General features: G+C 68.0%; 33 protein-coding genes. 14 read left to right on the top strand and 19 right to left on the bottom strand.

Annotated elements, in window-relative coordinates; translation table 11 throughout:
- The first annotated feature begins 18 nt into the window (after positions 1–18).
- On the top strand, positions 19–1,221 hold the full coding sequence (locus NL126_RS12225) for an NAD-binding protein (RefSeq protein WP_255195154.1): 1,203 nt from the start codon (positions 19–21) through the stop codon (positions 1,219–1,221).
- 32 nt (positions 1,222–1,253) lie between these two features.
- On the opposite strand, the gene phoU is transcribed toward NL126_RS12225, so the two are convergent.
- The 5 genes from phoU to NL126_RS12250 form a co-directional block, all read right to left on the bottom strand.
- Positions 1,254–1,934, bottom strand: a complete 681-nt coding sequence (phoU, locus tag NL126_RS12230) for a phosphate signaling complex protein PhoU (RefSeq protein ID WP_255195155.1) — start codon at positions 1,932–1,934, stop codon at positions 1,254–1,256.
- Positions 1,935–2,146: 212 nt separating this feature from the next.
- On the bottom strand, positions 2,147–3,016 hold the full coding sequence (pstB, locus tag NL126_RS12235) for a phosphate ABC transporter ATP-binding protein PstB (RefSeq protein WP_255195156.1): 870 nt from the start codon (positions 3,014–3,016) through the stop codon (positions 2,147–2,149).
- A gap of 2 nt (positions 3,017–3,018) precedes the next feature.
- Positions 3,019–4,737 (bottom strand): phosphate ABC transporter permease PstA, encoded by a 1,719-nt coding sequence (gene pstA, locus NL126_RS12240; RefSeq protein WP_255195157.1) that lies wholly within the window; start codon positions 4,735–4,737, stop codon positions 3,019–3,021.
- Positions 4,737–5,708, bottom strand: a complete 972-nt coding sequence (pstC, locus tag NL126_RS12245) for a phosphate ABC transporter permease subunit PstC (RefSeq protein ID WP_255195158.1) — start codon at positions 5,706–5,708, stop codon at positions 4,737–4,739. The genes pstA and pstC overlap by 1 nt, the downstream gene beginning before the upstream one ends.
- A 48-nt stretch (positions 5,709–5,756) precedes the next feature.
- Positions 5,757–6,773, bottom strand: coding sequence for a PstS family phosphate ABC transporter substrate-binding protein (locus tag NL126_RS12250; protein WP_255195159.1), 1,017 nt, complete (start codon positions 6,771–6,773; stop codon positions 5,757–5,759).
- A gap of 348 nt (positions 6,774–7,121) precedes the next feature.
- Between NL126_RS12250 and NL126_RS12255 the strand changes: the two genes are divergently transcribed.
- Complete coding sequence (locus NL126_RS12255) at positions 7,122–8,117, top strand: phosphate uptake regulator PhoU (protein ID WP_255195160.1); 996 nt, start codon at positions 7,122–7,124, stop codon at positions 8,115–8,117.
- A gap of 54 nt (positions 8,118–8,171) precedes the next feature.
- On the opposite strand, the gene NL126_RS12260 is transcribed toward NL126_RS12255, so the two are convergent.
- Positions 8,172–8,717, bottom strand: coding sequence for a fasciclin domain-containing protein (locus tag NL126_RS12260; RefSeq protein ID WP_255195161.1), 546 nt, complete (start codon positions 8,715–8,717; stop codon positions 8,172–8,174).
- A 220-nt stretch (positions 8,718–8,937) separates the two neighbouring features.
- Positions 8,938–9,315, bottom strand: a complete 378-nt coding sequence (locus NL126_RS12265; RefSeq protein WP_255195162.1) for a 30S ribosomal protein S8e — start codon at positions 9,313–9,315, stop codon at positions 8,938–8,940.
- 91 nt (positions 9,316–9,406) lie between these two features.
- Between NL126_RS12265 and NL126_RS12270 the strand changes: the two genes are divergently transcribed.
- Positions 9,407–9,847, top strand: a complete 441-nt coding sequence (locus tag NL126_RS12270) for a DUF2240 family protein (protein ID WP_255195163.1) — start codon at positions 9,407–9,409, stop codon at positions 9,845–9,847.
- The gene (locus tag NL126_RS12275) at positions 9,847–10,254 is read left to right on the top strand and encodes a DUF7993 family protein (RefSeq protein ID WP_255195164.1); all 408 of its coding nucleotides are present in this window, start codon (positions 9,847–9,849) and stop codon (positions 10,252–10,254) included. The genes NL126_RS12270 and NL126_RS12275 overlap by 1 nt, the downstream gene beginning before the upstream one ends.
- Positions 10,255–10,264: 10 nt before the next feature.
- Here NL126_RS12275 and NL126_RS12280 read toward each other — a convergent pair whose 3' ends face one another.
- Positions 10,265–10,921 carry an HAD family hydrolase gene (locus NL126_RS12280; RefSeq protein ID WP_255195165.1) on the bottom strand — a complete coding sequence of 219 codons (657 nt, stop codon included), beginning with the start codon at positions 10,919–10,921 and terminating at the stop codon, positions 10,265–10,267.
- A 90-nt stretch (positions 10,922–11,011) separates the two neighbouring features.
- Between NL126_RS12280 and pyrF the strand changes: the two genes are divergently transcribed.
- The 3 genes from pyrF (at position 11,012) to NL126_RS12295 (ending at position 12,773) form a co-directional block, all read left to right on the top strand.
- Positions 11,012–11,812, top strand: coding sequence for an orotidine-5'-phosphate decarboxylase (gene pyrF / locus NL126_RS12285; protein ID WP_255195166.1), 801 nt, complete (start codon positions 11,012–11,014; stop codon positions 11,810–11,812).
- Positions 11,813–11,875: 63 nt separating this feature from the next.
- Positions 11,876–12,547, top strand: a complete 672-nt coding sequence (locus NL126_RS12290) for a twin-arginine translocation signal domain-containing protein (protein WP_255195167.1) — start codon at positions 11,876–11,878, stop codon at positions 12,545–12,547.
- Positions 12,548–12,578: 31 nt separating this feature from the next.
- Positions 12,579–12,773 (top strand): hypothetical protein, encoded by a 195-nt coding sequence (locus tag NL126_RS12295; protein ID WP_255195168.1) that lies wholly within the window; start codon positions 12,579–12,581, stop codon positions 12,771–12,773.
- Here NL126_RS12295 and NL126_RS12300 read toward each other — a convergent pair.
- Positions 12,761–12,964 (bottom strand): hypothetical protein, encoded by a 204-nt coding sequence (locus tag NL126_RS12300; protein WP_255195169.1) that lies wholly within the window; start codon positions 12,962–12,964, stop codon positions 12,761–12,763. The genes NL126_RS12295 and NL126_RS12300 overlap by 13 nt on opposite strands.
- Before the next feature lie 77 nt (positions 12,965–13,041).
- Between NL126_RS12300 and NL126_RS12305 the strand changes: the two genes are divergently transcribed.
- Positions 13,042–13,560 (top strand): J domain-containing protein, encoded by a 519-nt coding sequence (locus NL126_RS12305; RefSeq protein ID WP_255195170.1) that lies wholly within the window; start codon positions 13,042–13,044, stop codon positions 13,558–13,560.
- Here NL126_RS12305 and NL126_RS12310 read toward each other — a convergent pair.
- The gene (locus tag NL126_RS12310) at positions 13,557–13,814 is read right to left on the bottom strand and encodes an MBL fold metallo-hydrolase (protein WP_255195171.1); all 258 of its coding nucleotides are present in this window, start codon (positions 13,812–13,814) and stop codon (positions 13,557–13,559) included. The two genes, NL126_RS12305 and NL126_RS12310, sit on opposite strands and share 4 nt — an antisense overlap.
- Before the next feature lie 53 nt (positions 13,815–13,867).
- On the opposite strand from NL126_RS12310, the gene NL126_RS12315 reads away from it, so the two are divergent.
- The 4 genes from NL126_RS12315 to NL126_RS12330 all read left to right on the top strand — a co-directional run bounded on the left by NL126_RS12315 (position 13,868) and on the right by NL126_RS12330 (position 18,282).
- The gene (locus NL126_RS12315; protein ID WP_255195172.1) at positions 13,868–14,590 is read left to right on the top strand and encodes an HAD-IIB family hydrolase; all 723 of its coding nucleotides are present in this window, start codon (positions 13,868–13,870) and stop codon (positions 14,588–14,590) included.
- 60 nt (positions 14,591–14,650) lie between these two features.
- On the top strand, positions 14,651–15,583 hold the full coding sequence (locus NL126_RS12320; RefSeq protein WP_255195173.1) for a DMT family transporter: 933 nt from the start codon (positions 14,651–14,653) through the stop codon (positions 15,581–15,583).
- Positions 15,584–15,698: 115 nt separating this feature from the next.
- Positions 15,699–17,300 carry a GTPBP1 family GTP-binding protein gene (locus tag NL126_RS12325; protein ID WP_255195174.1) on the top strand — a complete coding sequence of 534 codons (1,602 nt, stop codon included), beginning with the start codon at positions 15,699–15,701 and terminating at the stop codon, positions 17,298–17,300.
- A 37-nt stretch (positions 17,301–17,337) separates the two neighbouring features.
- Positions 17,338–18,282 carry a M48 family metallopeptidase gene (locus NL126_RS12330; protein WP_255195175.1) on the top strand — a complete coding sequence of 315 codons (945 nt, stop codon included), beginning with the start codon at positions 17,338–17,340 and terminating at the stop codon, positions 18,280–18,282.
- Here the strand turns inward: NL126_RS12330 and NL126_RS12335 are convergent.
- Genes NL126_RS12335 through NL126_RS12355 form a run of 5 tightly spaced genes read right to left on the bottom strand, consistent with a single transcriptional unit; the run spans position 18,263 to position 21,328 of the window.
- Entirely contained in the window at positions 18,263–18,943 is a 681-nt protein-coding gene (locus NL126_RS12335) for an HAD family hydrolase (RefSeq protein ID WP_255195176.1), read from the bottom strand. The genes NL126_RS12330 and NL126_RS12335 overlap by 20 nt on opposite strands.
- A 23-nt stretch (positions 18,944–18,966) precedes the next feature.
- Entirely contained in the window at positions 18,967–19,452 is a 486-nt protein-coding gene (locus NL126_RS12340; RefSeq protein ID WP_255195177.1) for a double winged helix-containing putative transcriptional regulator, read from the bottom strand.
- Positions 19,449–20,381: a methenyltetrahydromethanopterin cyclohydrolase gene (gene mch / locus NL126_RS12345; protein ID WP_255195178.1), complete on the bottom strand. Its 933-nt coding sequence runs from the start codon at positions 20,379–20,381 to the stop codon at positions 19,449–19,451. The genes NL126_RS12340 and mch overlap by 4 nt, the downstream gene beginning before the upstream one ends.
- Positions 20,382–20,420: 39 nt before the next feature.
- Positions 20,421–20,963 carry a hypothetical protein gene (locus NL126_RS12350; protein WP_255195179.1) on the bottom strand — a complete coding sequence of 181 codons (543 nt, stop codon included), beginning with the start codon at positions 20,961–20,963 and terminating at the stop codon, positions 20,421–20,423.
- Positions 20,964–21,016: 53 nt separating this feature from the next.
- Positions 21,017–21,328 carry an MTH1187 family thiamine-binding protein gene (locus tag NL126_RS12355; protein WP_255195180.1) on the bottom strand — a complete coding sequence of 104 codons (312 nt, stop codon included), beginning with the start codon at positions 21,326–21,328 and terminating at the stop codon, positions 21,017–21,019.
- Positions 21,329–21,379: 51 nt separating this feature from the next.
- On the opposite strand from NL126_RS12355, the gene NL126_RS12360 reads away from it, so the two are divergent.
- Complete coding sequence (locus NL126_RS12360) at positions 21,380–22,216, top strand: alpha/beta fold hydrolase (RefSeq protein WP_255195181.1); 837 nt, start codon at positions 21,380–21,382, stop codon at positions 22,214–22,216.
- A 38-nt stretch (positions 22,217–22,254) separates the two neighbouring features.
- Complete coding sequence (locus tag NL126_RS12365; RefSeq protein ID WP_255195182.1) at positions 22,255–23,349, top strand: YihY/virulence factor BrkB family protein; 1,095 nt, start codon at positions 22,255–22,257, stop codon at positions 23,347–23,349.
- Here the strand turns inward: NL126_RS12365 and NL126_RS12370 are convergent, their stop codons facing one another.
- The 4 genes from NL126_RS12370 to NL126_RS12385 form a co-directional block, all read right to left on the bottom strand.
- Complete coding sequence (locus NL126_RS12370; RefSeq protein WP_350355501.1) at positions 23,350–24,066, bottom strand: hypothetical protein; 717 nt, start codon at positions 24,064–24,066, stop codon at positions 23,350–23,352.
- Positions 24,067–24,144: 78 nt separating this feature from the next.
- The gene (locus NL126_RS12375; RefSeq protein WP_255195184.1) at positions 24,145–24,333 is read right to left on the bottom strand and encodes a hypothetical protein; all 189 of its coding nucleotides are present in this window, start codon (positions 24,331–24,333) and stop codon (positions 24,145–24,147) included.
- A gap of 65 nt (positions 24,334–24,398) precedes the next feature.
- Positions 24,399–25,226, bottom strand: coding sequence for a response regulator (locus NL126_RS12380; protein ID WP_255195185.1), 828 nt, complete (start codon positions 25,224–25,226; stop codon positions 24,399–24,401).
- A 75-nt stretch (positions 25,227–25,301) separates the two neighbouring features.
- Positions 25,302–26,360: a hypothetical protein gene (locus NL126_RS12385; RefSeq protein WP_255195186.1), complete on the bottom strand. Its 1,059-nt coding sequence runs from the start codon at positions 26,358–26,360 to the stop codon at positions 25,302–25,304.
- Positions 26,361–26,372: the final 12 nt, after the last annotated feature.

The raw sequence follows: 26,372 nt of genomic DNA on the forward strand, positions 1-26,372 counted from the left end.
GCCGTATCCGTGTCGAACATGAGCGATCGGGGCGAGATCGTACCGCGACTACGGGTGTTCGGCGTTCGGGCAGCCATCTGGCTCCCGACCGCGGTCGCGCTCCTCTCGGTCGTCACGGGTATCGTCAACATCGGTGCGACGAACGTCTCGGGACCGCTCGCGCCGTACATCCCGGCGTCCATCGAACGAACCGCTGGGTTCACCGGGGCGTTCACGGGCTTTCTGATGCTCGCAGCGGTGTACGGCCTGCGCCGCCGTCGTCGGGTCGCGTGGTTCATGACGGTGCTCCTGTTGCCCGTGACGGCCCTGCAGGGGCTCGCCCAGTCGAGCGCCTACTCGTACCCGCTCGTCGCGCTGTCGGTGCTCTCGCTCCCGACGGTGCTCGTGAACTACCGCGTGTTCGACCGCGAACTCTCCTTTTCGACGACGCAGTTCGCGGCGCTCGCGGCCATCGTCGGCGCGCAGGCGTACGGCACCATCGGGACGTACGTGCTCCGCGACGACTTCGCGAACGTGCAGACGGCGCTCGACGCGTTCTACTACACGCTCGTCACCGCCTCGACGGTCGGTTACGGCGACGCCGCGCCGACGACGCAGACCGCCCGGCTGTTCGGGATGAGCGTCATCGTCATCGGGACGGCGTCGTTCGCCGCCGCGCTCGGGACGCTCATCGGTCCCGCCATCGAGGCCCGCCTCGCCACCGCACTCGGAACCATGTCAGACTCACAGCTCGAACTCCTGGAAGACCACGTCATCGTCGTCGGGATGGGCGACACCACCGTCCCCATCATCGAGGAACTCACCGAAAAGCACACGCCGTTCGTCGTCGTCACGCGCGACCCGGAGAAGGCTCAGCGCCTCCGCGAACGAGGCGTCGAGGTGCTGACGGCGGACCCCTCCGACGAGGAGCCGTTGCTGCGGGTCGGTATCGAGCGCGCCCGGGCGCTCGTCGCCGCGACGAACGACGACGCACAGGATGCGATGGCCGTCCTCACGGCTCGTGAACTCAACAACGACCTCGTCATCGTCGCCGCGGCGACCGAACGCGAGAACGAGAAGAAACTCCGGCGCGCGGGTGCCGACACCGTCATCTCGCCCGCCGTCATCGGCGGCCACCTCCTCGTCCAGAGCGCGATGGGGAACCGCGAGATGGAAGAGGTCGCCGACCGCGTCGCGAAAGCCGAGAGCGAGGAGGACCTCGCGCCCGAACACGAGGACTGAGTTGGTGTCCGCCGAGCGACGCGCAAAACGGGTCAGTAGATGAGTGAGTCGTCGCTCTCGACCATGTACAGCGTGCGAGCGGCGATGTTGACCGCGTGGTCGCCGACGCGCTCGAGGTCACGAATCGTGAGAAGGAATCGTGAGACGTCCTGCATCAGGTCCTCGATGTCTTCCTCGGTGCTGAGCTCGTCGATCTCGGTCTCGATGAGTTCCCGGACGACGACGCTCGAGGCGCGCTCACAGTGGGCGTCGATGTCGTCGTCGCGCTCGGAGATCTCGAAACACGCCTCCGGGTCTTCTGCCTCGTAGGCGGCCATCGCGTCTTCGACCATCTCGACGACCTCCTCGCCGATGCCCTGGATGTCGACGTCGGGGTAGAGTTCCCGTTCGGCTTCCAGGGTGTAGTCGCCGAGGTTGGTCGCGAGGTCCGCGATGCGTTCGAGGTCGGTGATGATCTTGAACGAGGCGGCGATGAACCGGAGGTCACCCGCGACTGGCTGCTGGAGGCTCAGCAGGTCGATACAGTCCTGTTCGAGGTCGAGATACAGCTGGTTGACCTCGTCGTCGCCTTCGATGACTTCCCACGCCAGCTCCTCGTCCTTCTGTTCGAGCGCGTCGAGCCCCATCCGGAGCCGCTCGAGGACGACCTCGCTCATGTAGAGGACGTTCTCCTCCAGGCTGTTGAGCTTCGCCTGGTAGCCTTCTCGTGCCATTGTCACACCCGTCGCTACCGCCCCGTATGAAGGTTTTGGGTATGACTATACACATCACGATATAGATATATACGACAATATATATGGTTCCGTTCGGGTCCGTAGAGTCGCTGGTCCGTCCGCTCGGTCACGGAGCACACACGGCCTGCACCGGTGGTCCCGGGTCTCGGCCGGGGGAGTCCGGCTGGGGACGTGCCGCGGGCTGGTCCACGTTACCCGAACTTCCCGGTGATGTAGTCCTCGACGCGGTCGGAGTCGGGGTTCTGGAACACCTTCTCGGTGTCGTCGAACTCCACGAGTTCGCCCCCGGTGAGGAACACCGCGGTCTTGTCCGAGATGCGGGCCGCCTGCTGCATGTTGTGCGTGACGATGACGACCGTGTACTCCTCGGCGAGGTCGTCGATGAGGTCCTCGATCTTCGAGGTGGCGACCGGGTCGAGCGCCGACGCGGGTTCGTCCATCAGGATGACCTCCGGGTCGGGCGCGATGGCCCGGGCGATACAGAGCCGCTGTTGCTGGCCACCGGAGAGGTCGAGTCCCGACTCGTCGAGCTGGTCTTTCACCTCGTCCCACAGCGCCGCACGCTTCAGCGACTGCTCGACGATCTCGTCGTAGTCGCCCTCCTTGTTCTGGATTTCGAGCCCGTACGCGACGTTGTCGTAGATGCTCTTGGGGAACGGGTTCGGTTTCTGGAACACCATGCCGACGCGTCGCCGGAGCGCGACGGGGTCGACGTCGTCGTCGTAGACGTTCTTTCCGCGGAGGATGAGTTCGCCCTCGACGCGCGCGGCGTCGATGAGGTCGTTCATGCGGTTGATACACCGCAGGAACGTCGACTTCCCACAGCCCGAGGGGCCGATCATCGCGGTGACGCGCTTCTCGGGAATCGCCAGCGAGATGTCCTGGAGCGCCTGGGTCTCGTTGTACCAGACGTTGACGTTCTTGGCTTCGACGATGGTCTGCTCGGTGCCGTCGGTTCCGGTGTCGTCGTCCAGCCCTGCGGCAGGACTCGTCTGGATGATCGACTCCGAAGTCGGGTCGTTCGTGTTGCGGTCGGTTTCCTGAGTGGTCTCTCGGTCCATGGTTAGCTCTGGTTCTCGTACTTGTTTCGCAGGACGATCGCGGTCGCGTTCATCGTCAACATCACGACGAGGATGACGACCACGCCGGCCGCCAGCGCGTTGCGCCACGCCTCGTCGGGGAGGAACGCCCAGGAGTAGATCTGCATCGGGAGGGCACTCACGGTCGACGAGAGGCTCGTCGGCAGCGAGAACGTCGCGCCCGCGGCCCCGACGATGATGAGCGGGGCCGTCTCCCCGACCGCCCGGCCCAGCGCGAGGATGGTGCCGGTCATGATGCCGGGGAACGCTCGCGGTAGGACGACCTCCCGGACGGTCTGCCACTTCGTCGCGCCCATCCCGTAGGAGGCCTGCCGGAGCGAGTCGGGTACCGAGCGAATCGCCTCCTGTGCGGAGATGATGACGATGGGGAGGATGAGCAGCGACAGTGCCATCCCGGCCACGAGTAGCGAGCCGATTGACAGCCCGAAGAACCGGATGAAGATACCCAGTCCGAGCAGGCCGTAGACGACCGACGGGACGCCCGCGAGGTTCGAGATGTTCACCTGGATGAATCGGGTGAACCGCGACTCGTCGGCGTACTCCTCGAGGTACACCGCGGCGCCGACGCCGACCGGGAACGACAGCACGACGACGACGAGCATCAGCAGGACGGAGCCGACGAGCGCGGCGTAGACGCCCGCCTCCGTCGGACTCGACGACGGGAGGCTCGTCAGGAACTGCCAGTCGACCCACGAGGGCGGTGTCCGGATGGCGAGCGTCCGGACCACGAACGCACCGAACAGGGCGCCACCGACCGTGAGGAGCGGGAACAGCAGCGCGCGACGGTCGCGCTCGGGGTCACGGAGCGTGCGGTCGACGACGTAGCCGACCGGCGCGAGCGTGAACAGAATCGCGAGTGCGACCGGCGCCCGGTCCGCGCCTGTCAGGAGCGACCCGGCGACGCTCCCGACGAGCACCGTCGCGAACAGGAGGCCGCCCGCGAGGAGGGCGGGTCGTCGCCGTTCGTCACGTCGGTAGACCAGCCCGCCGACGACGGCGGCCCCCGGGAGTGCGACAGACACGAGATAGATGCTCCACGTCGTGGGGACGACCGGGAGTCCCTGGAGCAGCTGGGCGAGACTCGGTACCGGAAGGCCGACGATGCCGTTGAAGTTCGTCGGGAGCCCGGCCAGCCCGTAGACGAACTGGACCACGTCGACGACCGGGGCCTCCGGGAGGCCGACGAGCGCGAAGAGGCCGACGAGCGCCGTCAGCCCGACGTGCTCCTCGAAGGAGCGACCGGGAGCGTACCGGCGGTGTGCGAGGAACACGGCAGCCGTCACGAGCAGGGCGACGACGTACGAGAGGTAGACGACGGGGGAGACGACGACGAAGAACACGACAGCGCCCCCACTCGCCATCACGCCGGCGAACAGCACGCCGAGGGTGGCGACCCCGCTCACGCCTGCACGTCGGTTCTCGCGGTAGTAGTACAGCGAGAGTGCGGTGGTCGGGAGCACAAGCGTGAGGAAGTAGACGAGGAACCAGGCGGGTGCCGGCCCGGCGTACTGGCCGTCCTCGAACGCGTTGAAGCCGAACGCGTCGAGCGCGACGTACACGAGCAGCACGCCGAGCGCGACGAGGCCGAACAGCGTCGCGGCCAGCAGCAGATACTTGAACGCGATACCGCGGGTTCGGCTGACCTCCCCGAACGTCGTGGATGTGGTGTCTTCGGTTGCCATTACTCGTACTCCTCCCGGTAGCGTTGCGCGATGAGGTCGGAGATGACGTTCATCGCGAGCGTGATGACGAACAGCGTGAGGCCGATGGCGAACAGGCTGCGGTACGCCGGCCCCTGTGCGGAGATGTCACCGACGGCGAGGTCGACCATCGCCGCGGTCATCGGCATCGCCGAGTCGAGGTACGCCCCCGGGTTGAGCGGGTTGACGAGCCGCGAGGTCTTCCCGGCGGCGACGACGACGATCATCGTCTCGCCGATGGCCCGGGAGATGGCGAGGATGAACGCCGACATGATGCCGGAGATGGCCGCGGGGATGACGACGCCGACGCTCACGTCGAACTTCGTCGCGCCCATCCCGTAGCCCGCCTGCCGGAGGTCGTCCGGCACCGCGCTCATCGCGTCCTCGGAGATGGACGAGACCATCGGGATGATCATGATGCCGACCATGATGCAGGCGGACATGAGGTTGAACGTCGAGAGGTCGAACGGGAGGATGGCGTCGAGTGCGGGCGTGAGATAGAGGAGGGCGAACACGCCGTAGACGACCGTCGGGACGCCCGCGAGCACCTCGAGTGCGGGCTTGAGAATCGACCGGGCACGCGGACTCGCGTACTCTGAGAGGTAGATCGCGGTGCCGAGACCGAACGGCAGGGCGATGAGCGACGAGCCGATGACGACGGCGAACGTGGCGGAGATGAGCGGGACGACGCCGAACTGGTACGGTCTGATGCTCGGTGTCCAACTCGTCCCGAAGAGGAACTCGGTGAAGCCGACCGTCTCTTCGGCGGCGATGCCGAACAGCGGTCCGGTGGCGCTGAAGAACCGGAGCGACGGCACCACGAGTGCGACGATGATGCCGATCGTGGTCAACACCGACACCGCTGCACAGGTGAAGAAGAACGCCCGGACGAGCCGTTCACGTGAGGTATCGCCTACGCGCTCTGTCAGGTCCCGCTCTATCCCTTCGCTCATTGGTTGGTCATCCGGGGGTGCATGAAAAAGCGCTTCGCTATTCGCGTCTCAGTTGCCCTGGGCTTCCTCGATAGCCGAGTTGAGCTTGTCGAGTTCGGCCTGCATGTCCTCCTCCGTGTTGGGGACGTAGCCGACCCGGTCGGCGACGAGGTCCCGGTTCGCGGACTGCTCGATGTAGAAGCGGGCGAACTCGGCGACCTCCTCGCGGGCGAGTTCTTCCTTCGCCGCGTAGGTGAACAGCGGGCGCGAGAGCGGCTTGTACTTGCCCGACTTCGCGTTCTCGAGCGAGGGTTCGACCGGTTCGCCGTCGCCGTCGTCGATGGCGAGCGCCTTCACCTTGTCCGTGTTCTCCGAGTAGTAGGCGTAGCCGAGGTAGCCCATCGCGTACGTCGAGCCGGAGACGCCGGTGACGATGGAGTTGTCGTCCTCGGTGGCCTGGTAGTCCTGTCGGGAACTCCCGGACTCGCCGACGATGACCTCGGTGAAGTAGTCGAACGTGCCCGAGGTGGACGCCGCGCCGTACAGTTCGAACTCCTCGTCGGGCCACTCCGAGCGGACGTCGCTCCACTTCGTCGCACCGTTCGGCTTCCAGATCTGCTTGAGTTCGTCGACGGTGATGGAGTCGACCCAGTCTGCCTCGTTGTTGACGATGACCGTCACGGCGTCCGTCGCGACGTTCAGCTCGACGGGGGTGACGCCGTTGGACGTGCAGTCTTCCTCCTCTTCGGACTTGATGGGGCGGGAAGCGTTGTTGAACGCCGTGTCGCCCGGGCAGAAGTAGTTCGCGAAGCCGCCACCCGAGCCGGTCGAGCGGACGTTGATGTCGACCCCGGAGTGGTCCTTGCGGAACTGCTCGGAGACCGCGACACACAGCGGGTACACCGTCGAGGAGCCCGAGATGTCGATGGTGCCGGAGAGTTCGCCGTCACCACCGCTCCCGCCGTCGCCACCGTCGCTACCGTCCGTGGGGTTCTGTTCGGTACACCCAGCGATAGCCAGCGTCGTCGCCGTCGCACCGGCCGCGCCGATGAACTTGCGCCGCGAGTAGCGTGTCTCGTCTGCCATCATCTGAGATGGACTGATGAACGGGTAAGTACGCTTCTATGATGGCTATGTTGTTAACTTATTTCTATATAGATAACTGTTCACAAACTCTGTCTGGCCGTCACGTATGGGGCGGTACGTAATGGCGTACTTATCTGGGATTGCGGCAGAGTGTGCTGAATACCGCCGATACTGTGGCTCAGTAGGGTGTAGATACGGCACTCTTGACTGGGTGGTAACTATCGGCAAACCGTCGGTATTTCGGAGCTGATTTCGCCTCGAACGAGGTGGATTCGAGTGAATACCGTCTTTGCCAGAAGTGTATATAGATGTGGATTGATTTATGGTGTGTGCGTCGCTGGTGGGCGTATGGAGACGCGCAAGGTGCAGGTGACGGGTGGGTCGACGTACACGGTGAGCCTCCCGAAGGACTGGGCGACGGCGAACGGGGTCAGCGGTGGCAGCGTCGTCGAGTTCCATCCGGAGGACGACGCGCTGTTGCTCACGCCGCGCCGCGAGGACGAGAAGGTCGAGGGGACCCTCGACGTCACGGGGCTGGAGGGCGACCAGCTCACCCGCGCGGTGATGACGATGTACGTCAGCGGCTTCGACATCATCACCCTCGAGACCCCACGTATCACCGCCGAGCAGCGCCGCACGATTCGGACGGCGGCCCAGGGGCTCGTCGGCCTCGAAGTCATCGGTGAGACCTCCGAGCGCGTCCAGCTCCAGGACCTCCTCGACTCCTCGGAGCTGTCCATCAACAACGCCATCACGCGGATGCGGCTCGTCGCGACCACGATGCTCGCGGACTCGGTGACCGCGCTCGTCGAGGGTGACGACGACCTCGCCGAGGACGTCATCCAGCGCGACGACGACGTCAATCGCCTGTACTACATGGTCTCGCGCGTGTTCCGCTCCATCCTTCGTGACCCCTCGACCGCCGCGGAAGTCGGCCTCGACCGCGAGACCGCCTTCGACTATCATTCGAGCGCCCGCCAGCTCGAACGGGTGGCGGACCACGCGTCGAAGATCGCCGAGAACGCGCTCGAACTCGACGCCCCGCCCGAACACGTCAGCGACCTCATCGGCGAACTCCACGAGTCGGCGGTCGCGGTCATCGAGAAGGCGATGGACGCGCTGCTCGCCGACGACGCCGAGGAGGCGACGCGGCTGGCGAACGAGGCCCGACAGTCCGTGGACCTCGTCGACGAGCGCGTTCGGGAGGCGGACGCGGAACTCCTCGACCTCGCGCCCCAGCAGGCGCAACTACTGGGTCTCGTCGTCGACTCGCTCTCACGGGCGGGCGACTACGGGGGGAACATCGCCGAGACTGCGCTCCAGAAGGCCGCGCCGAAACCGTAGCGGGCTGCGTCCGTCAGGCCGGTACGGTGGGCGGTATGGGGGTGTAGTGGACGGTTACGCCGGCGGTTCGAGGACGGCGTTGATAACGTGGAGAACGCCGTTCGATGCCTCGGTGTCGGCGCCGATGACCTGACTTGCGTTCAGGAACACGTTGTTTCCCACGACCTCGACGGTCGTGGCGTCACCGTTGAGCATCTCTACCTCCGCACCGTCGTTGAGCGAGGCAGCGTACCGGCGGCCGCGCGTCACGTGGTACAGGAGGACGTCGGTGAGTTCCTCGAGTTCTGCCCGTGTGAAATTCTCGAAGCTAGTCTCGGTCAAACCGATGTTCGCGAACGCGGCGTCGGTCGGTGCGAACGCGGTCAGCTGGGTCCGACCGTTGAGCGCGTCGACGAGGTCGGTCGCCGCGAGCGCGGCGATGAGCGTCGAGAACTCCCCCGACGCAGCGTTCTCCTCGAGGGCGAGTTCGACGATGCTCTGGCCACCGCTCGCGCCCTGCCGTTGACCGTTCCGTGCACTGGCGGTCCCACCGAGCGCGAGGAATGCGCCAGTGCCCCCAATCGCCTTCAGCACGTGTCGTCGTGGATAGTGTCCAGCCATTATACCCCGCTCAGAGGACGTGTATTCGATAGATATACGCTACCTGTCGAACATCCCGACAGTCGTTCGACTCGTTCGAGACTCGCGAAAAACACGACGGTTGCAGGTCGTATCAACTCCATACGTTGCTGCGGTGCCAGAGCGAGCGGTGTCGGGTTGCGCACACCCGACGGTGGCCGTGAACGCGGACGCCGTGATGAAAATGGACCGTGCAGTCGGGTTACTCGTCGTCCAGAAGCACCGCGTTGACCTGCCCGTCCTGGCCGGGTCGGGAGGTGACCCGCGCGTCACCCTCGGACGTCTCGATGATGGCGCCCTTCGTGATGATGTTTCGGCGGACGTAGTTCGGGTTCGAGGCGTTCTCCTTGACGTTCTCGATGGTCGCGGCGACGGTCTTGCCGCCGGTGGCGATGGTCGCGACCTCCGACTGGATGGCGCGGACCTTCGAGTTGCCGCCGCGCGTCTCGACGATCTTCAGCTTCGCGTCGCCGACGCGCGTCTCGGTCGGCGAGGAGCCGAGCTGGTGCTTTCGCTTCTTTCGGATGGGACGGCGTCGGCCGCCAGTGCGCTTCTTCGTGGAGCGCTCGTGACTCTTCATGGGGGGAAACTCGCCGCTCGCGTAGTTGAACCCTTCGCTATCACCTCGAGGAATCCAATGCCTATTTGCCCGCCGCCCGACACCCTCGAATATGAGCCTCCGCGTCGCCGTCGCCGCCCCCTTCCGCAGCGAGGGGAAGCGTGTGCTCGGCGAATCGAGTTTCGTGGTGGCACTCTCGCTCGACCGTGACTGGTTCTCCCCCGACCAGGCGAAGCGCCTCGTCGACGTCGCGGTGGGCGAGGGCCTCCTCGAACGGACGGACGACGGCCTCCGGGCGACGTTCGACCCGAGCGGGGTGACGGTGCCCGAGGACTACCACCCCGACGAGTCCATCCTCCAGCAGCGCTCGGTGTTCGAGAAGGTGCTCGATGCGTGTCTCGATTCGGGCATCGAGAAGCAGGAGGCGGTCGCGAGCATCAACCGCCTGCAGGCTGACCTCGCGGTGACCATCGAGGCCGCTGCGATACTCTACGCCCATCGGAACGGTATCGACGTGCACAACGAAGCTGCGGAAGCCCTCGCGGACCTCTGATGGTCGTCGACGAACTCACCGACGGCACGCGCATCGCCCAGCTCCTCTCCTCGGAGGTCCACGGCCGCGAATCCGGTCCAACCGGTCGGCTCTCCGTCGTGGACGCCGACCGCGACGTCGAGCCCACGGAGTTCGGCGCGTTCGCCTACGGCATCGACTTCGGAGGGGCGCGGCTCGCGGACGTCTACGTTCACCCCGACCGCGCGCACCTCGAGGTTCGCCGGGGCGTCGACACGGCGGCCGATGCCGCCGGCGACGCGGGCCTGCGGGTCCGGCCGAAGGCCGTCGACCCACCGCGGACGCTCGTGTTCGTCGAGAACGGTGCCGAGGTGAAGCGCGCGACGGACGTGCTCGCGACGGTCGTCGACGCACTCTCGACCGAGGAACCAGGCGACCCCGACACGTAGGCGCAGCCGCTCAGTCGAACTCCGCGACGAGTCGCGGGAGCTCCTCGACCAGCGCCTCGCGTCGAACCGTCGCGGTCGCATCCGGATGCGGGTCCGGGCCGCCGTCGTACAGCACCTGTACGGTGGTCATGCCGACTCCGGCGGCGCCGACGATGTCGTTTTCGGGATGGTCGCCCACGTAGACGATGCGTTCGGGAGCGACGTCCAGCTCGGCCGCCAGCGCCAGGAACGCCGTGTCCGCGGGCTTGGGCGCGGGCAGGCCACCAGTGACGAGCGCCACGTCGAACAGCTCGGTCCAGCCGAGCGTCCGGAGCTTGCTCCACTGGGTCTCGACCGGGCCGTCGGTCAACAGACCGACCGGATACGACCGCTGGAGCGTCCGGACGAGGTCGGGAACGCCCGCGAGCGGCTCCATCGCCGCTTCGATGGCTTCGCCGTAGGCCTCGGCGAGTTCACCGCCGGTCGCCTCGGTGTCGTGGCCGTCGAGCAGCGCATCGAAGACGGGTTCGCGCGACGCACTGCCGCTGTGTTCGGCGTGGGCATCGAGGTAGGCGTCCCGCGAGAGCGGGGGCGCGTCGGCTCGCTCGCTCGCGTCCGCGAGGATGCGCGACCGGTCACGGGTCGTCACCGCGAGCGTCTCGTCGAGGTCGAAGCCGACCGCTTGCACGCTCGGGGGGAAGCACCGAACTGTCTTGAGGGTGCCGCCGCCAGGTTCGAACTCGGAAGCTTGTAGTGTGCCGCCGAAAATCCCCTCGCAATGGGCTTCTTCGACGACCTCGCGGCCCGCATCGAGACGACAGACAGCGTCGTCTCCGTCGGGCTGGACCCCGACCCCGACCGGCTTCCCGACTTCCTCGACTCCGACCTGCCGCGGTGGGCGTTCAACCGCCGTGTCATCGACGCCACGCACGAACACGCCGCTTGCTACAAGCCGAACGCGGCGTTCTACGAGGACGCGGACGGCTGGCGTTCGCTACAGGAGACGGTCGCGTACGCCCACGGGAAGGGCGTGCCCGTCCTCCTCGACGCGAAGCGCGGCGACATCGGCAACACCGCCCGCCAGTACGCGAAGATCCTCGACGAGGTGGACGCCATCACGGTCAATCCCTATCTGGGTCGCGACGCGCTCGAACCGTTCCTCTCCCGCGAGGGGAAGGGCGTCATCGTCCTCGCGCGCACCTCGAATCCGGGTGCCCGCGACTTCCAGAACCTCGAAGTCGGCAACGAGAAGAAGCTGTACGAGTACGTCGCGCAACGGGCGGCGGAGTGGAACGACAACGGCAACGTCGGCCTCGTCGTCGGCGCGACGGCACCGGACGAACTCGAAGAAGTTCGAGAACTCGTGCCCGACCTCCCGTTCCTCGTGCCGGGCGTGGGCGCGCAGGGCGGCGACGCCGAGGCCGCCGTCGAGTTCGGCCTCGCTGATGGCGTCGGCCTCGTCAACTCCTCGCGGGGCATCATCTTCGCCGGCGAGGGCGCCACGGGCGAGAAGGAGTACTTCGGTGCGGCCGGCCGCGCGGCCAGGCAGCTCAAGACTCGCCTGAACGAGTACCGCTGACCCGTCGCGCGCTGCTAGCAGCCGGCGCACAACGGTTATCCTCGGTGGTGTCGTGCCACAATCATGTCTTCGCGACGAACGTTCCTCGCCGGCACGGCGAGCGCCGCGGCCCTCCTCGCCGGCTGTACGGTCGGGTACGACCCGGCTCCCGAGCCGACTGTCTCGCCTGCCCCACCGTTCGCCCTCGAACTCGTCCCGCTCTCAGCACGGACGGTGGGCGAGGCGTACCTCCTCGACTGGGACACCCTCTCCGAGTTCCAGCGAGGGGTGCTGACGAACGTGCTCGAACGCGGCGAGTGGATGGGAATCGACTACGAACCGGTCGTCCGCCCGGGGTCGCTCGTCGACCACGGCGGCCGGGTCCACCGGATTCTGGTCGAGAGCACCGGCGAACGCGTCGTCGAGTCCGCGCTCGTCACCGTCGAGTACGACCCCGACGCTGACTGGCAGGCCGAGACGCTGTCGCGTGCGACGCCGCTCGCGGCGCTATCGCCCGTCGACCGCAGCTCGTCGAACTGGCGCTCTCGGCGTTCCGCCGACGACCGGTCCGGCGGTGTCGCGGAGTCCACGCGACATCCCCGAGGCGGGGGACTCACGCCTCCGCGACGGGCAGACGGTGTACGTCGTCCACGAGGGCGACGGCTACCGGGTTCGCGCGACGGGCCACGCCACGCGGACGGACCGAACCTACCGGTACACACACACACACGAACTGGCGTACGAGACGGTTTCTGATCTCGGGACAGCGGCCCGAGTGGCGCGTGCGGTGGCGACGGACGACCTCTCCGCGTCGGACCGGGCGTTCCTGTCGTCGGCTATCGAATCCCGGGTGGCGGTCACCGACGGTCGCTACGGCAGACTCTACGAGCTGCTGGCCGAGGCGCCACCGGCAGGCCCGGGGCTCCCGCCCGTCGTCGCGCTCGACGGCCGGTACTACGCTGCGAATCTCTACATTCGGTAGGTGTCGACCCCGTCACGCCACTCGTCGTTGTCGGCGGTCGCCTTCCCGGGACGCTTCATGGCGGCGGCACACTCGGTGCAGTAGCCGCTCCCCGGGTCGTAGTGGTCGTCACAGACGAGCTTTCCACAGCGGTCACAGCCCCACTCGGTTTCGCCCTCCATGCAGAGCTCGCACGTCGCCGAGACGCTCATGTCACGCTGTAGCACACGCAGTCGTATAGCTCTGCGGGGTCCGCGAGGCTTACAGTTCCCGCCGCCCAACGTGGAATGTGGACCGTTCACCGCTCGTCGTCGGCCTCGCCGCGGTGTTCGCAGGCATGACCGTCCTGCTGTTCGTCCTCGCGGCGGTGTTTCGCGACCCCGTCATCCTGTTCATCGCGGTGCCGTTCGCGGGTGCGACGTACCTGTTCTGGTACCACGCGTCGGGCCGCATCCGCGAGGGCATCCACGAGCGCGCACGCCGCCAGCGCGCCCAGCGAGAGGCTCGCGAGGCGCGTGGCGAGGGACCGCGAGGGGGATTCGGCGCCGGCCCCCGGTTCTCCGACGCCCGGACCCGAACGAAACGAGAGGCGCGCGCCGGTGGCCGGACGACGCAGGGCCAGCGGGTCGACCCCGGGGACGTGACGCGACGCGAGGCGTACCGCACGCTCGGGCTCGAACAGGACGCCGACGAGTCCGCAGTCAAGCGAGCCTACCGCGAGAAGGTCAAGGACGTTCACCCGGACCGCGGCGGCGACGAGGAGGAGTTCAAGGAACTCACGCGGGCGTACGAGCGGCTGACCGACTAGCCGAGCCACTGGAGGACGCCCGCGCCGCCCGCGTGGTCGAGGTGGACGTGCGAGACGAGCAGGTGGTCGAGGTCGGCGGGCGCGATGCCGAGCGCGTCGAGCCCGTTGAGGAGGTGGTCGGGGCTGTTCGCGTCGCCCGCGTCGACGAGGAGGGGCTCGGCCGCGTCGACGACGTACGCGGAACACGCGCCCGGTATCCCCATCAGGTGGGTGTCGAGACAGTAGATGTCGGGGGCGACCCGTTCGGGGTCCATACGCCCCGAACGGAAACGGACGGCTTGATAGTTGTCCCGTCTGCACACCCGGTATGGTCCGTCCGCTCGCCGTCGACATCGACGGGACGCTCACCCGGCCGAAACCAGACCGCGGCGTCGACCCTCGCGTGTTCGACGCGCTCCGAGCGTACGCCGAAGAGGCTCCGGTCGTCGTCGCCACGGGCAAGTCGTTTCCCTACCCGGTGGGGCTCTGCGACTTCGTCGGGGTTCCCGTCCGTGTTATCGCCGAGAACGGCGGCGTCGTCTGCATCGAGGAGGGCGGAAGCGACGACCCCTACGGCGGGGGCCGGTTCGGCGACGGCATCGTCTACAACGGCGACCGCGAGGCCGCCGAGGCCGTCGCCCGCGAGTACGAGGCCGCTGGCCACTCGCTCGGCTGGGGGAGCGTCGACCTCGTGAACCGCTGGCGAGAGACCGAACTCGCGGTCGCCCGCGAGCAGCCACTCGCTCCCCTGGAAGCCATCGCCGCCGACCACGACCTCGAAGTCGTCGACACCGGCTACGCCTACCACGTCAAGTCGCCCGACGTGGACAAGGACCTCGGGCTCGAAACCGCCGCCGCGCGACTGGGATACGCCCCCGACGAGTTCCTCGCCATCGGCGACAGCGAGAACGACGCGGAGCTGTTCGCCGTGGCGGGCGAGTCGTACGCGGTCGCGAACGCCGACGACCACGCGCTCGCTGCCGCTGACCACGTCACCGACGCGGGCTACGCCGAGGGCTTCTTGGAGGCGCTCGCCCGCGTCGCGGAGTGAGATGCCGATGTCTGGCTCGCTCCCGGCCATGGTCGGGCACGACTTTAGGCCCGCCCGTCGATGAGTACCAGCGTGCGCTATCCGGTCCTCGCACCCCTCATTGCCTCTGCTATCTGGGGCGGGATGTACGTCGTCTCGAAGTGGGTGTTCGCGTCGATGCCGCCGCTCGCCCTCGCGTTCTGTCGCGTCGTGCTGGGGTCGATCGTGCTGCTCGCGGTCGTCCGTGCGACGAAGCCTGAACGCGCGTTCTCGCGACGCGACTGGCTCGGGTTCGCCGGCCTCGCCGTCGTTCTCGCCGTCTCGCTCGCCACACAGTTCCTCGGTACCGACCTCACGTCCGCCGGACAGGGATCGCTCGTCACCGTCCTCTCGCCGGTGTTCACCCTCGCGCTGGGTGTCGCGGTCCTCGACGAGTCGCTCGGTCCCCGAAAGCTCGCGGGTGCGGCGCTCGCACTCGTCGGCACTGGGCTCGTCCTCGCCGGTCGGTACGACCCGACGGCACTCGCCGTGGATACCCTCCTCGGACCGGGGATGCTCGTCCTCGCGGCTGCGACGTGGGCCGCCTACACCGCGTTCGGCAAACCGCTCATCAGGAAGTACTCGGCGCTCGAAGCCGCGACGTACACGACTGTCCTCTCGATTCCGCTGTTCGGTCTGTTCGCGCTCGCCGAGTTCTGGTGGGTGGATGCCAGCGCGGCGTCCGTGACCGTCACGCCCGGACTCGTCGCAGCCGTCCTCTACCTCGGGGTGGTCTCGACCGCGCTCGCGTGGTATCTCTGGTACAAGGGGATGGAGCAGGTCGACGCCGGCACCGTCGCGGTCACGTTCTTCGCCCAGCCGGTCGTGGGAGTGGGGCTCGGGGCGCTGCTGCTCGACGAACCCATCGGCCCGCTGTTTCTCGTGGGCGGCGTGGTGATGGCCGCCGGGGTGTATCTCGTCTCCACGGCGCGCGTCGACAGCCCGGAGTCGAGCGGGCCGGCGGGGGCCGACTGACTGGCGGCTCGGGAGTGCTATAGCCGACTACCCACGGCTATCACCCACAGGGCCGCCGAGCCGCCTGATTTCCGGGGAAGGCTTTTAGCCGTGTGGTTGCTAGCCACTCACGTACATGAGCGCGGACCGCGCCGCCCTCGACCGTGCCTTAGAGCACGGGGAAGAGGAGGGTGGCAGCGTCGAATTCAAGGAGCGCTTGACGAGAGCCGTTCACCTCGCGGATGGCCGACTGGAATCGCTCGCGGCGCAGTTGCGCCACCGCGTCCTCTCCGGCGACGGCGAGGCCACCTACGTCGTCGGCGTCACGGACGACGGCGGCATCGCGGGCATCGACCCCGACGCCTTCTCCGAGTCGATGGACGTCCTCTCGCTTCTGGCCGAGGAGGCGGGCGCCCACATCGACGACGTGCAGACGTGGAGCGCCGGCGATACGGGGCTCGTGGGCGTCGCCACCCTGAAAGAGGGGGCGATGCTCGACACCGACGACGACCACATCGTCGTCGGGACGGCGGGCCACGTCGACCACGGGAAATCTACCCTGGTCGGCTCGCTGGTGACGGGGAGCCCCGACGACGGGCAGGGCGGGACGCGGGCGTTCCTCGACGTCCAGCCCCACGAGGTCGAACGCGGGCTCTCCGCGGACCTCTCGTACGGCGTCTACGGCTTCGACGAGGAGGGCGAGACCATCCACATGGACAACCCCGACCGGAAGACCGACCGCGCCCGCGTCGTGCAGGAGGCCGACCGGCTCGTCTCGTTCGTCGACACGGTGGGCCACGAGCCGTGGCTTCGGACCACTATCCGGGGGCTCGTCGGCCAGAAACTCGACTACGGTCTGCTAGTGGTCGCGGCCGACGACGGGCCGACGAAGACGACCCGTGAACATCTCGGTATCCTGCTCGCCACCGAGCTCCCGACGATGGTCGCCATCACGAAGGCGGACACGGTCCCCGAGGAGCGGGTCCGCGAGATCGAACGCGAGGTCGAACGCCTCCTCCGGAACGCGGACCGGACGCCGCTTCTGGTCGCGCGCCACGGCGTCGAGGTAGCCATCGACGAGGTTTCGGAGCAGGTGGTCCCCATCGTCGAGACGAGCGCGGTGACGATGGCCGGGCTCGACACCCTCGACGAGCTGTTCCGCCGGCTCCCGAAGACCGCCCGCGAGGAGGGCGACTTCTCGATGTACATCGACCGGACGTACAACGTGACCGGGGTGGGCGCGGTGGCCTCCGGCACCGTGAAGTCGGGGACCGTCGAGGCCGGCGACGAACTCCTCCTCGGCCCGATGGCCGACGGCTCCTTCCGCGAGGTCGAGGTCCGCAGTATCGAGATGCACTACCACCGCGTCGACGAGGCGCGGGCTGGGCGCATCGTCGGCATCGCACTCAAGGGCGTGAAGGAGGCCGAAATCGAACGTGGGATGGCACTCCTGCCCCGTGATGCCGACCCCACGCCCGTCCGCGAGTTCGAGGCGGAGGTGATGGTGCTCAACCACCCCACGCGCATCGGTGAGGGGTACGAGCCCGTCGTCCACCTCGAAACCGTCAGCGAGGCCGCGGCGTTCCACCCCGAGGAGGGCCGACTGCTCCCCGGCGACACGGGAACGGCCCGCATCCGGTTCAAGTTCCGTCCGTATCTCGTCGAGGTGGGCCAGCGGTTCGTCTTCCGCGAGGGCTCCTCGAAGGGCGTGGGGACGGTGACGAACGTCGACCCGTAGCCCGAATCCTTTCGTTCTCCGAACACCTACAGGTGGCATGAACCGCGGGAGGGGGCTCCGACTCCTGATGCTCCTCACCGGCATCGGGATGCTCGTGTTCTACGCGCTGGCCGCGTCTCTCGCGTACGGGGCGCTGCTGTACCTCTGGCAGCAGCGCCCCGACCCGGCCATGACGGCGGTGATCGTGGTGGCGGTGGCGCTGACGTTCGGCTACACCTCGCACCAGTTCGGCAGAGCGCGCATCCTCGGCGCGCTCGATGCGCAGGTGATCGACGAGCGGCGCGCCCCCGCGTTCTATCGGCGGGTGGACGAACTCGCCGCCGAGATCGGCGTCGACCGCCCCCGGATGCTCGTCGCCCGGATGGAGATGCCGAACGCGCTGGCGCTCGGCGGCCCCAGCGACGGCGACGTGGTGCTCGACGCGCAGCTGTTTCGACTGCTCGACGCCCGAGAGCTGGAGGCCATCATCGCGCACGAACTCGCACACCTCCAGCGCCGCGACGGGCTCGTGCAGACGCTCGGCTACAGCCTCGTCCAGACGGTGACGGGGCTGCTGTTGCTCGTGTTGCTCCCGCTCACCCTGCTCGTCGCGGGCTCCGTCCGGGCCGTCGGCTACATGCGTGGCGACTCCATCGCCCGCATTCGCGAGACGACGACTCGCGCACGCCGGACGGTCACCAGCCTCTCTGTCGTCCTCCTGTTCGTGTTCACGGTCGCGCTCCGGGCACACTCCCGGCGTCGCGAACTCGCCGCCGACGACCGCGCGGTCGCGGTGACGGGCCGACCGCGGGCGCTCGCCAACGCGCTCCGAAAGATCGACCGCGCGGCAGCCCCGACTGGACCGCTCGCGTCACTGTACATCCACGGGGACGAGCAGGGGACGCTGACGCGGTTGCTGGCGACGCACCCGTCGATGGACGAACGGGTCGCCCGGCTCGAGGCACGAGCCGACGAACAGTGTGTCAGGATTCCGATTCGGTGAGCCACGGCGGCCGCCGGAGCTCCCGCATCGACCCGAGCGTGTAGTGGGGCACGGGGTCGGGCGCCGTGCCCTGGTCGAGCCACACCGACCCGACGCCGGCGTTGTGTGCGCCCGCCACGTCCGAGGACAGCGAGTTGCCGACGTGGACGGCGCGCTCGGGCGACACGTCGAGCACAGAGAGCGCCCGCTCGAAAGGTTCGGGGTCGGGTTTCGCCGCGGTGTCGTAGCCGGCGTGGACCACGACCTCGAACGCGTCGGCGAGCCCGAGCCCCTCGAGCTTCTGTGACTGCATACCGGGGTCGCCGTTGGTGACGACGCCGACGGCGTGGTCCTCGCCGAGCGACTCGACGGCCTCCAGCGCGCCCGGCAGGGGCTCTACGTCGCGGTGGTCGCGCTCGGCGGCGAAGGCGTCCGCGACGGCGTAGCCCACGTCCCGCTCGAACCCCGATTCCTCGGCGATGGCGGCGAAACACTCACGACGGAGGTCGGCGACGCCGTCGGTCTCGGGCATGAACTCCGAGTACCGGCGGTGGTACGCCTCGACCGAGAAGAACGGCTCCACGCCCACGTCGTCGAACGCCAGCGAGAGCAGTTCGGCGGCGGAGCGCCGATAGCGACAGAGCGTGTCGTCAACGTCGAAGAGAACCGCGTCGATAGGCACAGTCGAAGTTGGCAACGCGGAGACTAAACGCTAACGTACCCGTTCGGCCGCTCTGCGGCCAGCCCGAACAGGGCAGCCCACGCGAGGATGCGCGCCGTGCGCTCGGTCCAGGTCTCGGTCCAGTCGGTGCTGCGTTGGCGCTCCCACGCGGGCACCCGGTCGCGCAGCCGGTCGAACACGGCGTCGGGGGCGAGCGGGTCGTCCGCGTCGGCGAGGACGGCGAGCGCCTCGTCGGCCGCGTAGACGTGTTCTGTGAACCGCGTGGCGAGCGCGTCGGGGTCGAACGCACCGCGGACGCGGCTGTACCCTCGGGGCCCCTCCTCCGCGAGTCCGAGCGCCCGGCAGAACGTCAGCCACTCCTTCGCCTCGTCCTGTGCCGGGACCGCCGCGTCCTGCATCAGGCGGGCACAGCAGGACTCCTCGGCGTCGGGGACGATGGGGACTCCCTTCCAGACTGCTTCGAGCCGGTCGAGCGAGTCGGGCGCGGGTGGGACGACCTTGAACTTCACAGTCCGAACGACGTCGCCACGAGTTCCTCGTCGGTCTCACCCAGCGCGTACGTGGGGCCGCCGAGCACGTCGACGGTCACCTGCGCGGGGGCGAACACCTCGGTCGGCACCTCGTAGAAGTCCCACTCGACGTCGTCGAAGATCTGCTCGAACGGGACGCCGTAGTCGTCACGAGCCGTGGAGGGTAGCTCGTCGAACCGGTCGAAGTCCGTCTCGACGGTGAGGTGGACCTGTCCACCGTAGGCGAGCGCGTCGTTCGTCCGCGCGACGGCGGTCTCGTAGTCGCCCGCGACGGGCGCGATCGGTGCGGTCGCGTGTGCGGTGAGGATGTCGAGCGGGTCGTATCCCAACTCGGCGAGCCGGAAGGCGGCCATCTCCGCCGCCCGCGAGGCGAGGACGACGCTTCCGGCGATGGAGTCGGTGCGGAACGTGGGGAGGAAGACGGAGCCGGGGTCGACGGCACACATGTCCGCGACCTGCTCGGCGACCGACTCGTCGGGGAGGTCGTCGGACTCCACGCAGAGCGTGGCGAACTCGAAGGCGTCGGCGTAGCCCGTCTGCCGGAACTCGTCCTCCTCGGCGACGAGCGCGCGCGCCGGCCCCGAACCCAGTCCCTCGAACGATTCGGTCGACAGCTCCCAGCCGGCTTTCTGCGAGCAGAGCAGCGCGAGCGCCGGGTGGTCGGTGTGGAGCTTCGCGTGCGGGAGGGTCGCCCCCCCGAGCTCGCCGGACTCGGTCTGGATGGTCGCGAGCCCACCGGTCTGAATCTCTGCGAGCAACAGGCCGGCTTCGTAGCCGCCGAACGTCTCGACGCCGAAGTCGAGGACGGTCGCCCCGTTGTCGAGTTCGAACGTCTCGATGGCGAGTTCGTCGGCGAAGTCGATAGCCTCGTCGACGAGTTCCAGTGCCATCCGGTTGAGACTCTCCATACGCCCGCTTACCCGCCACCGTGCAAAAGGGTTCGTGGGTTACGTCGCGTCGCGTCCGTCGAGTTCGTGACTCGTACTGCTCCCGACGTAGTCGGTGACGAGCGCCGCGACCGGGTCGAGGTTCCGGTAGACGAGCACCCCGACGATGGCGAGCAGGCCGAGTGCGACCACGGAGTAGCCGAGGTCGAACAGCCACACGACGTCGGCCCCCGCGAGGAACGGGACGACCGCGCGCGCGAGCGGCTCGTACACCGCGATAAACGCGAGGAACACGACGAGGTACTTCGCGACGGCCGCGACCTCACCGACGACTCGCTCAGGGCCGTCGAGCCGTTCGGCGACGACCGCCTCGAACTCGTCTGCGACCGCGACGAACAGCCCGAGCACCACGACCGAGAACACGCCGAGGATGGCGGTCTCGATGCTGATGGGTGTCCCGGGGAGCGGTCGCGAGAGCGGCGGCACCAGACTGAGCAACGAGCCCAGCACCACGAGCACGATGGCTCCGAGGGTTAGCTTCACGACCGACTGGAGTCGGGTCGGTTCACCCGCGTCTACTGCGTCGTAGTTGCTGTCGCTCATACCTCGCGGTCACTCGGCATTGATAATGGGTTTGTTGGCCGCCGTGTTGGCTGTTAGCGTTCCTTCCGGGCCTCGCGACCGAGTTCGCGCTCAACCGACTCGACCTTCTCCTTCGCCTCGTACGTGTGGGTCCGTTTGTCGTCGATCTTGAGGAACGTGGAGACGCGGTCGCCGTCGACGGCCTTGTGCGCCGCCGTTGCCGCGGCCATCAGCTCGTCGATGGAGTCGGCCTCGATGATCGTCCCCATGGGGTTGGTCTCGTAGGCCACGTCGAACTCGTCGAGTGCTGCCACCGCTTTCGCCACCTCGCTCGCCATGCTGCCCTCGATGACGGGGGCGACCGACAGGAGTGCCACGACTGTCATGGCCGTTGTTCGAGTCCCCACGGCTATAATCCCCGTCCCCGAAGCCGACGTATGGAAGTCGAGGCGAACGGCCTGACGTTCGAGTGTCGCGAGTGGGGCAGCGGCGAGACGGTGCTGTGCATGCACGGCTTCCCGGACGACCCGGGGACGTTCGAGGTGCTGGCCGACCGGCTCGACGGCTACCATCTCGTGGCTCCCTACTCACGGGGGTATGGCCCGACCGACGCCCCGGAGGACGGCGATTTCTCGCCGCGCGCGCTCGGCTCGGACATCGTCGCGCTGGGTGACGCACTCGACGCGCGCTACCTCGTGGGGCACGACTGGGGGGCCGTCGGCACGTACGGCGCGCTCGCACAGGACCACCCCTTCGAGCGCGCGGTGACGATGGCCGTTCCGCCCAGATTCGACGCCCTGCTGTTCGCCTACCCGACGCAGTTTCTCCGCTCGTGGTACATCTGGCTGTTCCAGTTCCCGGGGGTTGCGGAGCGACTCCTCCGGCGCAACGACTTCGCGTTCATCGAACTCACCTGGGGGGTGTTCGCGCCGGGGTGGGACTACCCCGACCATCGCATCGAGAGCGTCAAGGAGACGTTCCGGACGGGTGAGACCGTCGAGCACGCGCTGCAGTACTACCGCGACATGACGAACGAGACCATCCACGCGCTCGCCCGTCGCGGCATCCGGTCACCCGACGAGGGGCAGCCGTTCGACACGCCCACGCTCGTCATGGGCGGGGAGCGCGACGGCTGTATGGAGCCGAAGATGCTCGACCACGTGGGCGCGGCGTTCGAGGAGTCACGGGTGCTCCGACTGCGCGACACGGGTCACTTCATGCACTGGGAGCGCCCCGACGTGGTAGCCGACGAAGTCGCCGACTGGCTCGCGTAGGGCCGGAGTATTTCCCCGGGGGTGACGTATCTCGGGGCATGAGTCTGTCCACGTCGCGAGCGCGCCGATACGGCGCACGGGGGAAGGAGGTCGTCTCGGCCATCGTCACCGAGGTTCGCGCCGAGAATATCACGTTCATGGCCGGCAGCATCGCCTACCACGCGTTCGTCTCGCTGTTGCCGTTCCTCCTGCTCGCGCTGTTCCTGTTGACGCGACTGGGCGGTGACGAACTCGCCTCACAGGTCATCGAGGCGCTCGTCGCCAACATCACGCCCACGGCGGGGGGCGCGAACGACTCGGCCCGCTCTATCGCGGAGGTGCTGGTGGTCGCCGCGCGCAACGCGACCGAGAGCGCGGGGCTCTCGGTGCTGTCGGCGGCGGCGCTCGTCTGGGGGACGCTCCGCATTTTCCGGGGGCTCGACCAGGCGTTCTCCGACATCTACGAGTCCGAGTCGCAGAACTCGTTCGTCGACCAGGTGGTCGATGGTGTCATCGTGTTCGGCGCCATCGGCATCGCGCTGTTCGCGGTGACGCTCGCCGACGCGTTCGTCGGCCTCCCGTCGTTCGGTCTCGGAGACATCGTCGTCCGGCCGCTCCTCTCGATTCTGAGCATCGGCATCGCCCTGCTCCCGATGTACTACGTCTTCCCCGACGAGGACGTCTCCGTCCGGGAGATCCTCCCCGGCGCACTCGTCGCGGGGACGGGCTGGACCGTGCTCAGCTACGGCTTCCAGCTCTACGCGCTCGTCTCCGACAAGTCCGCGTACGGCATCGTCGGCGTCATCATCCTCCTCATCACGTGGCTCTACTTCGGTGGGCTCATCCTCCTCCTGGGCGCGGCCGTTAACGCCGTCCTCTCCGGGCGCACCGAGGACGTGGCCGACATCGCGTGGGGAGAGTCCGTCGGTACGGACGCGAGCCACAACGACGCCGCGTTCGTCGCGCCGTTGCGCGAACTCGACGGCGTGTTCGACGACGTTCACGAGGTGCGCGTCGAGAGCGGCGACACGGTCGTGTTGCTCCCCCCGCCGGACGAGGCCACCGTCCGCGTCTCGACGGTCGAACGCCCGGCGATTCTGGGCGGGGACCGCGAGTCGGGCGAGCTCGTGTTGAAGTGGGACTCCCGGACGTAATCAGGCGGCACCCCACCGCAGGTACACCATCAGGGCGATGATGACGAGCTGGAACAGTCCCTGAACGCCGGCGAGCCGTGCGTTTCGCAGGCCGATGCGGCTGATGACTTCGGAGTCAGGTGACGCCGACACCATCTCGAGATACATCTTCACCTCGCCGGGCAGCAGCACCCCGAAGCCGACGACGGTGAGCACGACCATCACGCCGAGCGTGACGGCGATGAGCGGGTCGGTCATCGCGAACGCCGGGAGGGTGGTGGCGAGGTACGCGAGGCTCCCGACGAGCGCGAGGCCGAAGACGGCCTGCCAGCGGCGGTCGCCGAACGCGTCGAACTGCCAGCCGATCGAGAGCAGAGCCGGCAGGAGGCTCGCGGCCGTGAACAGCGCGAGCCACGGGTCTGCGTTCGGGAAGTAGCCGAGTCGGAGCGCGAGCGTGATGCCCCCGAAGATGGTGACGAGCGCGAGCGCTGGCATCACGAACGTCATCTTGGGTGTGAACCGCTGGAAGAGGCTCGCGCGCTCGTCGACCGCGAGCCCCCCGATGACTGGGCCGAGGACGGCGGCCATGAACAGGTCGATGCCCGTCCACAGGACGCCGGCCATCACGTGCGCGTAGGTGTGTTGCTGGACTGTACCGAACAGGACTGCCCCAGCGAGGAGCGTAATTGGAACGACGACGGCACCGGTCGCGAACGCCGGGTTCGCCCGGCTCGCCATCCCCTGTACCGTCCCCCGAATCGTCGTCGACATCGTCCGATGATGTGCAGGCGCTGACAAAAATCTACTCCTGGCCGGTCACCGGTCGAACACCGAGATGAACGCGCCCGAGGCGAGCACGAACCACGCCATCCACACGCTGAACACGACGAGCCACGCCGTGTACTGGACGAGTGGCGTCGGCACCAGCACGTACGCGACGAACAGACACAGCAGCACGACTCCGGCCGCGGCGTAGTCGCGGGCTTCGAGGCGTGGGAACGGCATCCTCGCGGGGGGTAGGGGCTGGTGGCTGATTATTGTTGGTGCCGGCGTCGCGCGCGCTCGACGACTCAGTCGAGTTCGCCCGACGACGACTGGTCCTCCGGCTGGGGTGTGGTCGCGTTGTCGGTGGCTGCCGTCTCGTTGCCGTCGCCCGAGGTCACCTCGCGCAGTTCGGTGACGACGACGGCGATCTCGCCAGCCGGCAGCTGTCCGAGAATCGTGGACTCGCGGAACCGCGAGTCGTCGGCCCGCTTGCCCACACTCTCGCCGGTCCACTCGCCGTCGGACTCGAGCGAGGGGAGGACCTCGGCCAGCAGGAACTCCGCTTCGGCTGGCGGGTGGAGCTGCTCCCAGCCTGTCCCGACGAGGTCGGTCTCGTCGTAGCCGTAGAGTTCGCGGAACGCCCGGTTGGCGTACTTGATCCGCCCGTCGGTGTCGAGGACGCAGATACCCTCCCGCGACTGTTCGAGGGCGCCCCGTATCGCCTCGCGGTCCTGCTCGGCGCGATAGCGGTCGACGCTCCGGGCGATGCGGCTGCTCAAGAGGCTGTAGTGTTCGGGCCCTCGGCGCTTGCGGACGAAGTCGGTGAGTCCCGCGGCGATTCCCTCCCCGATGACTTCCGACCCCCGCTCGCCCGTGTAGAGGAGAAACGGGATGTCCGGCCGCCGCTCGCGAACCGCCATGAGGAACTCCAGCCCGTTCCGGCCGGGCATCTTGTAGTCGCTCACCACACATTCGAACGGCGGGTCCGCGGTCTCGAGCAGCTCCAGCGCCTCCGTCACGGTGGTCGCTTGCTCGAACTCCAGTGCGTCGTCTCCACGGGCCAGTTGCGCCTCGACGAGCTCGAGCAGCTCGGGCTGGTCGTCGAGGTGCAGGATCCGCCGAGGGCGTGCCATATCGTCCCTCGTAGGCGGTGGGAATTGAAAACCGTCTCGCTAGCTGTTCGGAAGCGAGAACGACCCGCGCGCGAATCACCGCAGCCGCCAGACGTAGCGGTTGGTCTCGGCACCCGTGCCGACCCGCCAGAGTGCAGCCGGTGGCGTCCACGTGAGGTACAGCGGCTCGCGGTCCGTCGGGACCTCGACCACCGTCGTCCCCGCGTTCGACTCACCGGCCGCGAGCGCGCGTGCCTCGTCGTAGTACGTCCCGCCAGCGATTTCGCCCGGGAACCAGCGGGTTGTCGTGAACTCCCTGCCCCGAGCGTCGGCCACCGCCAGTCCGCCGAAGCCGCCGATGGCGACCACGACGGCGTTCGGCCAGTCGGTCCCGTTCTCGACCGCGAGCCCGATAGCGAGGTGTTCGTGCCCCTCGCTCGGGTCCCAGTTCGGGAGGTCGACGGCCGCTTCGACCCGCCGGACGCGCACGAGAAGCCCCGCCGCGTCGACCGTGTCGCCCGGCTCGTGAACCGGCACCCGGAGCGATTGCTGGAGCCGTGTCGGCGCGGAGACCGACGAGTCGAGGTCGACCACGACCGGCGGCGGCGACTCGAACGCGTCGTCCGGGAGCGACCGCACCCGAACGCGCCCCCGGAGTTCGACCCCGATGGTCCGGACCGGGACCGCGTAGTGGAGGCGGACGGGGCGGCGCTCGCCGGGTGCGAACGCCAGCCCACCGAACGCCGGTGCCGTGAACGCGTCGAACGGCTCGACGGGGTCGTAGAAGCCGCCGCTCGCGGCCACGTCGAACCGGTCGACCACGAGCGCAGCGTAGCGGTCGCTGGCGTTCTTGAACGCCACGTCGAGGACGAGAAACTGGTTCTCGTGACCGGGGTCGACCTCCCGGCCGAGGATGACGGCGCGCTCGGTGCGCTCGACGCCCGTGACGGCCATCGCGAGCGGGCCGAGGTGGACGCGCGAGCCCACCGCCGCGATGCTCGTCGGGTCGACATCGGCGTCGGGCAACGGCACGGGCGTCACGGTGTCGGTGCCGCCACGGTTCGCCCCGCTCCCGAACGCGGAACACCCGGCTAGTCCCCCCGCGAGGGCCGTGGTTCCGACGAGGAACGCTCGCCGTGGGACCTGGCGGTCCATTCGCTACACTAC

Source organism: Halorarius litoreus (assembly GCF_024362405.1).
In the GTDB taxonomy this organism is placed as follows: domain Archaea; phylum Halobacteriota; class Halobacteria; order Halobacteriales; family Haloarculaceae; genus Halorarius; species Halorarius litoreus.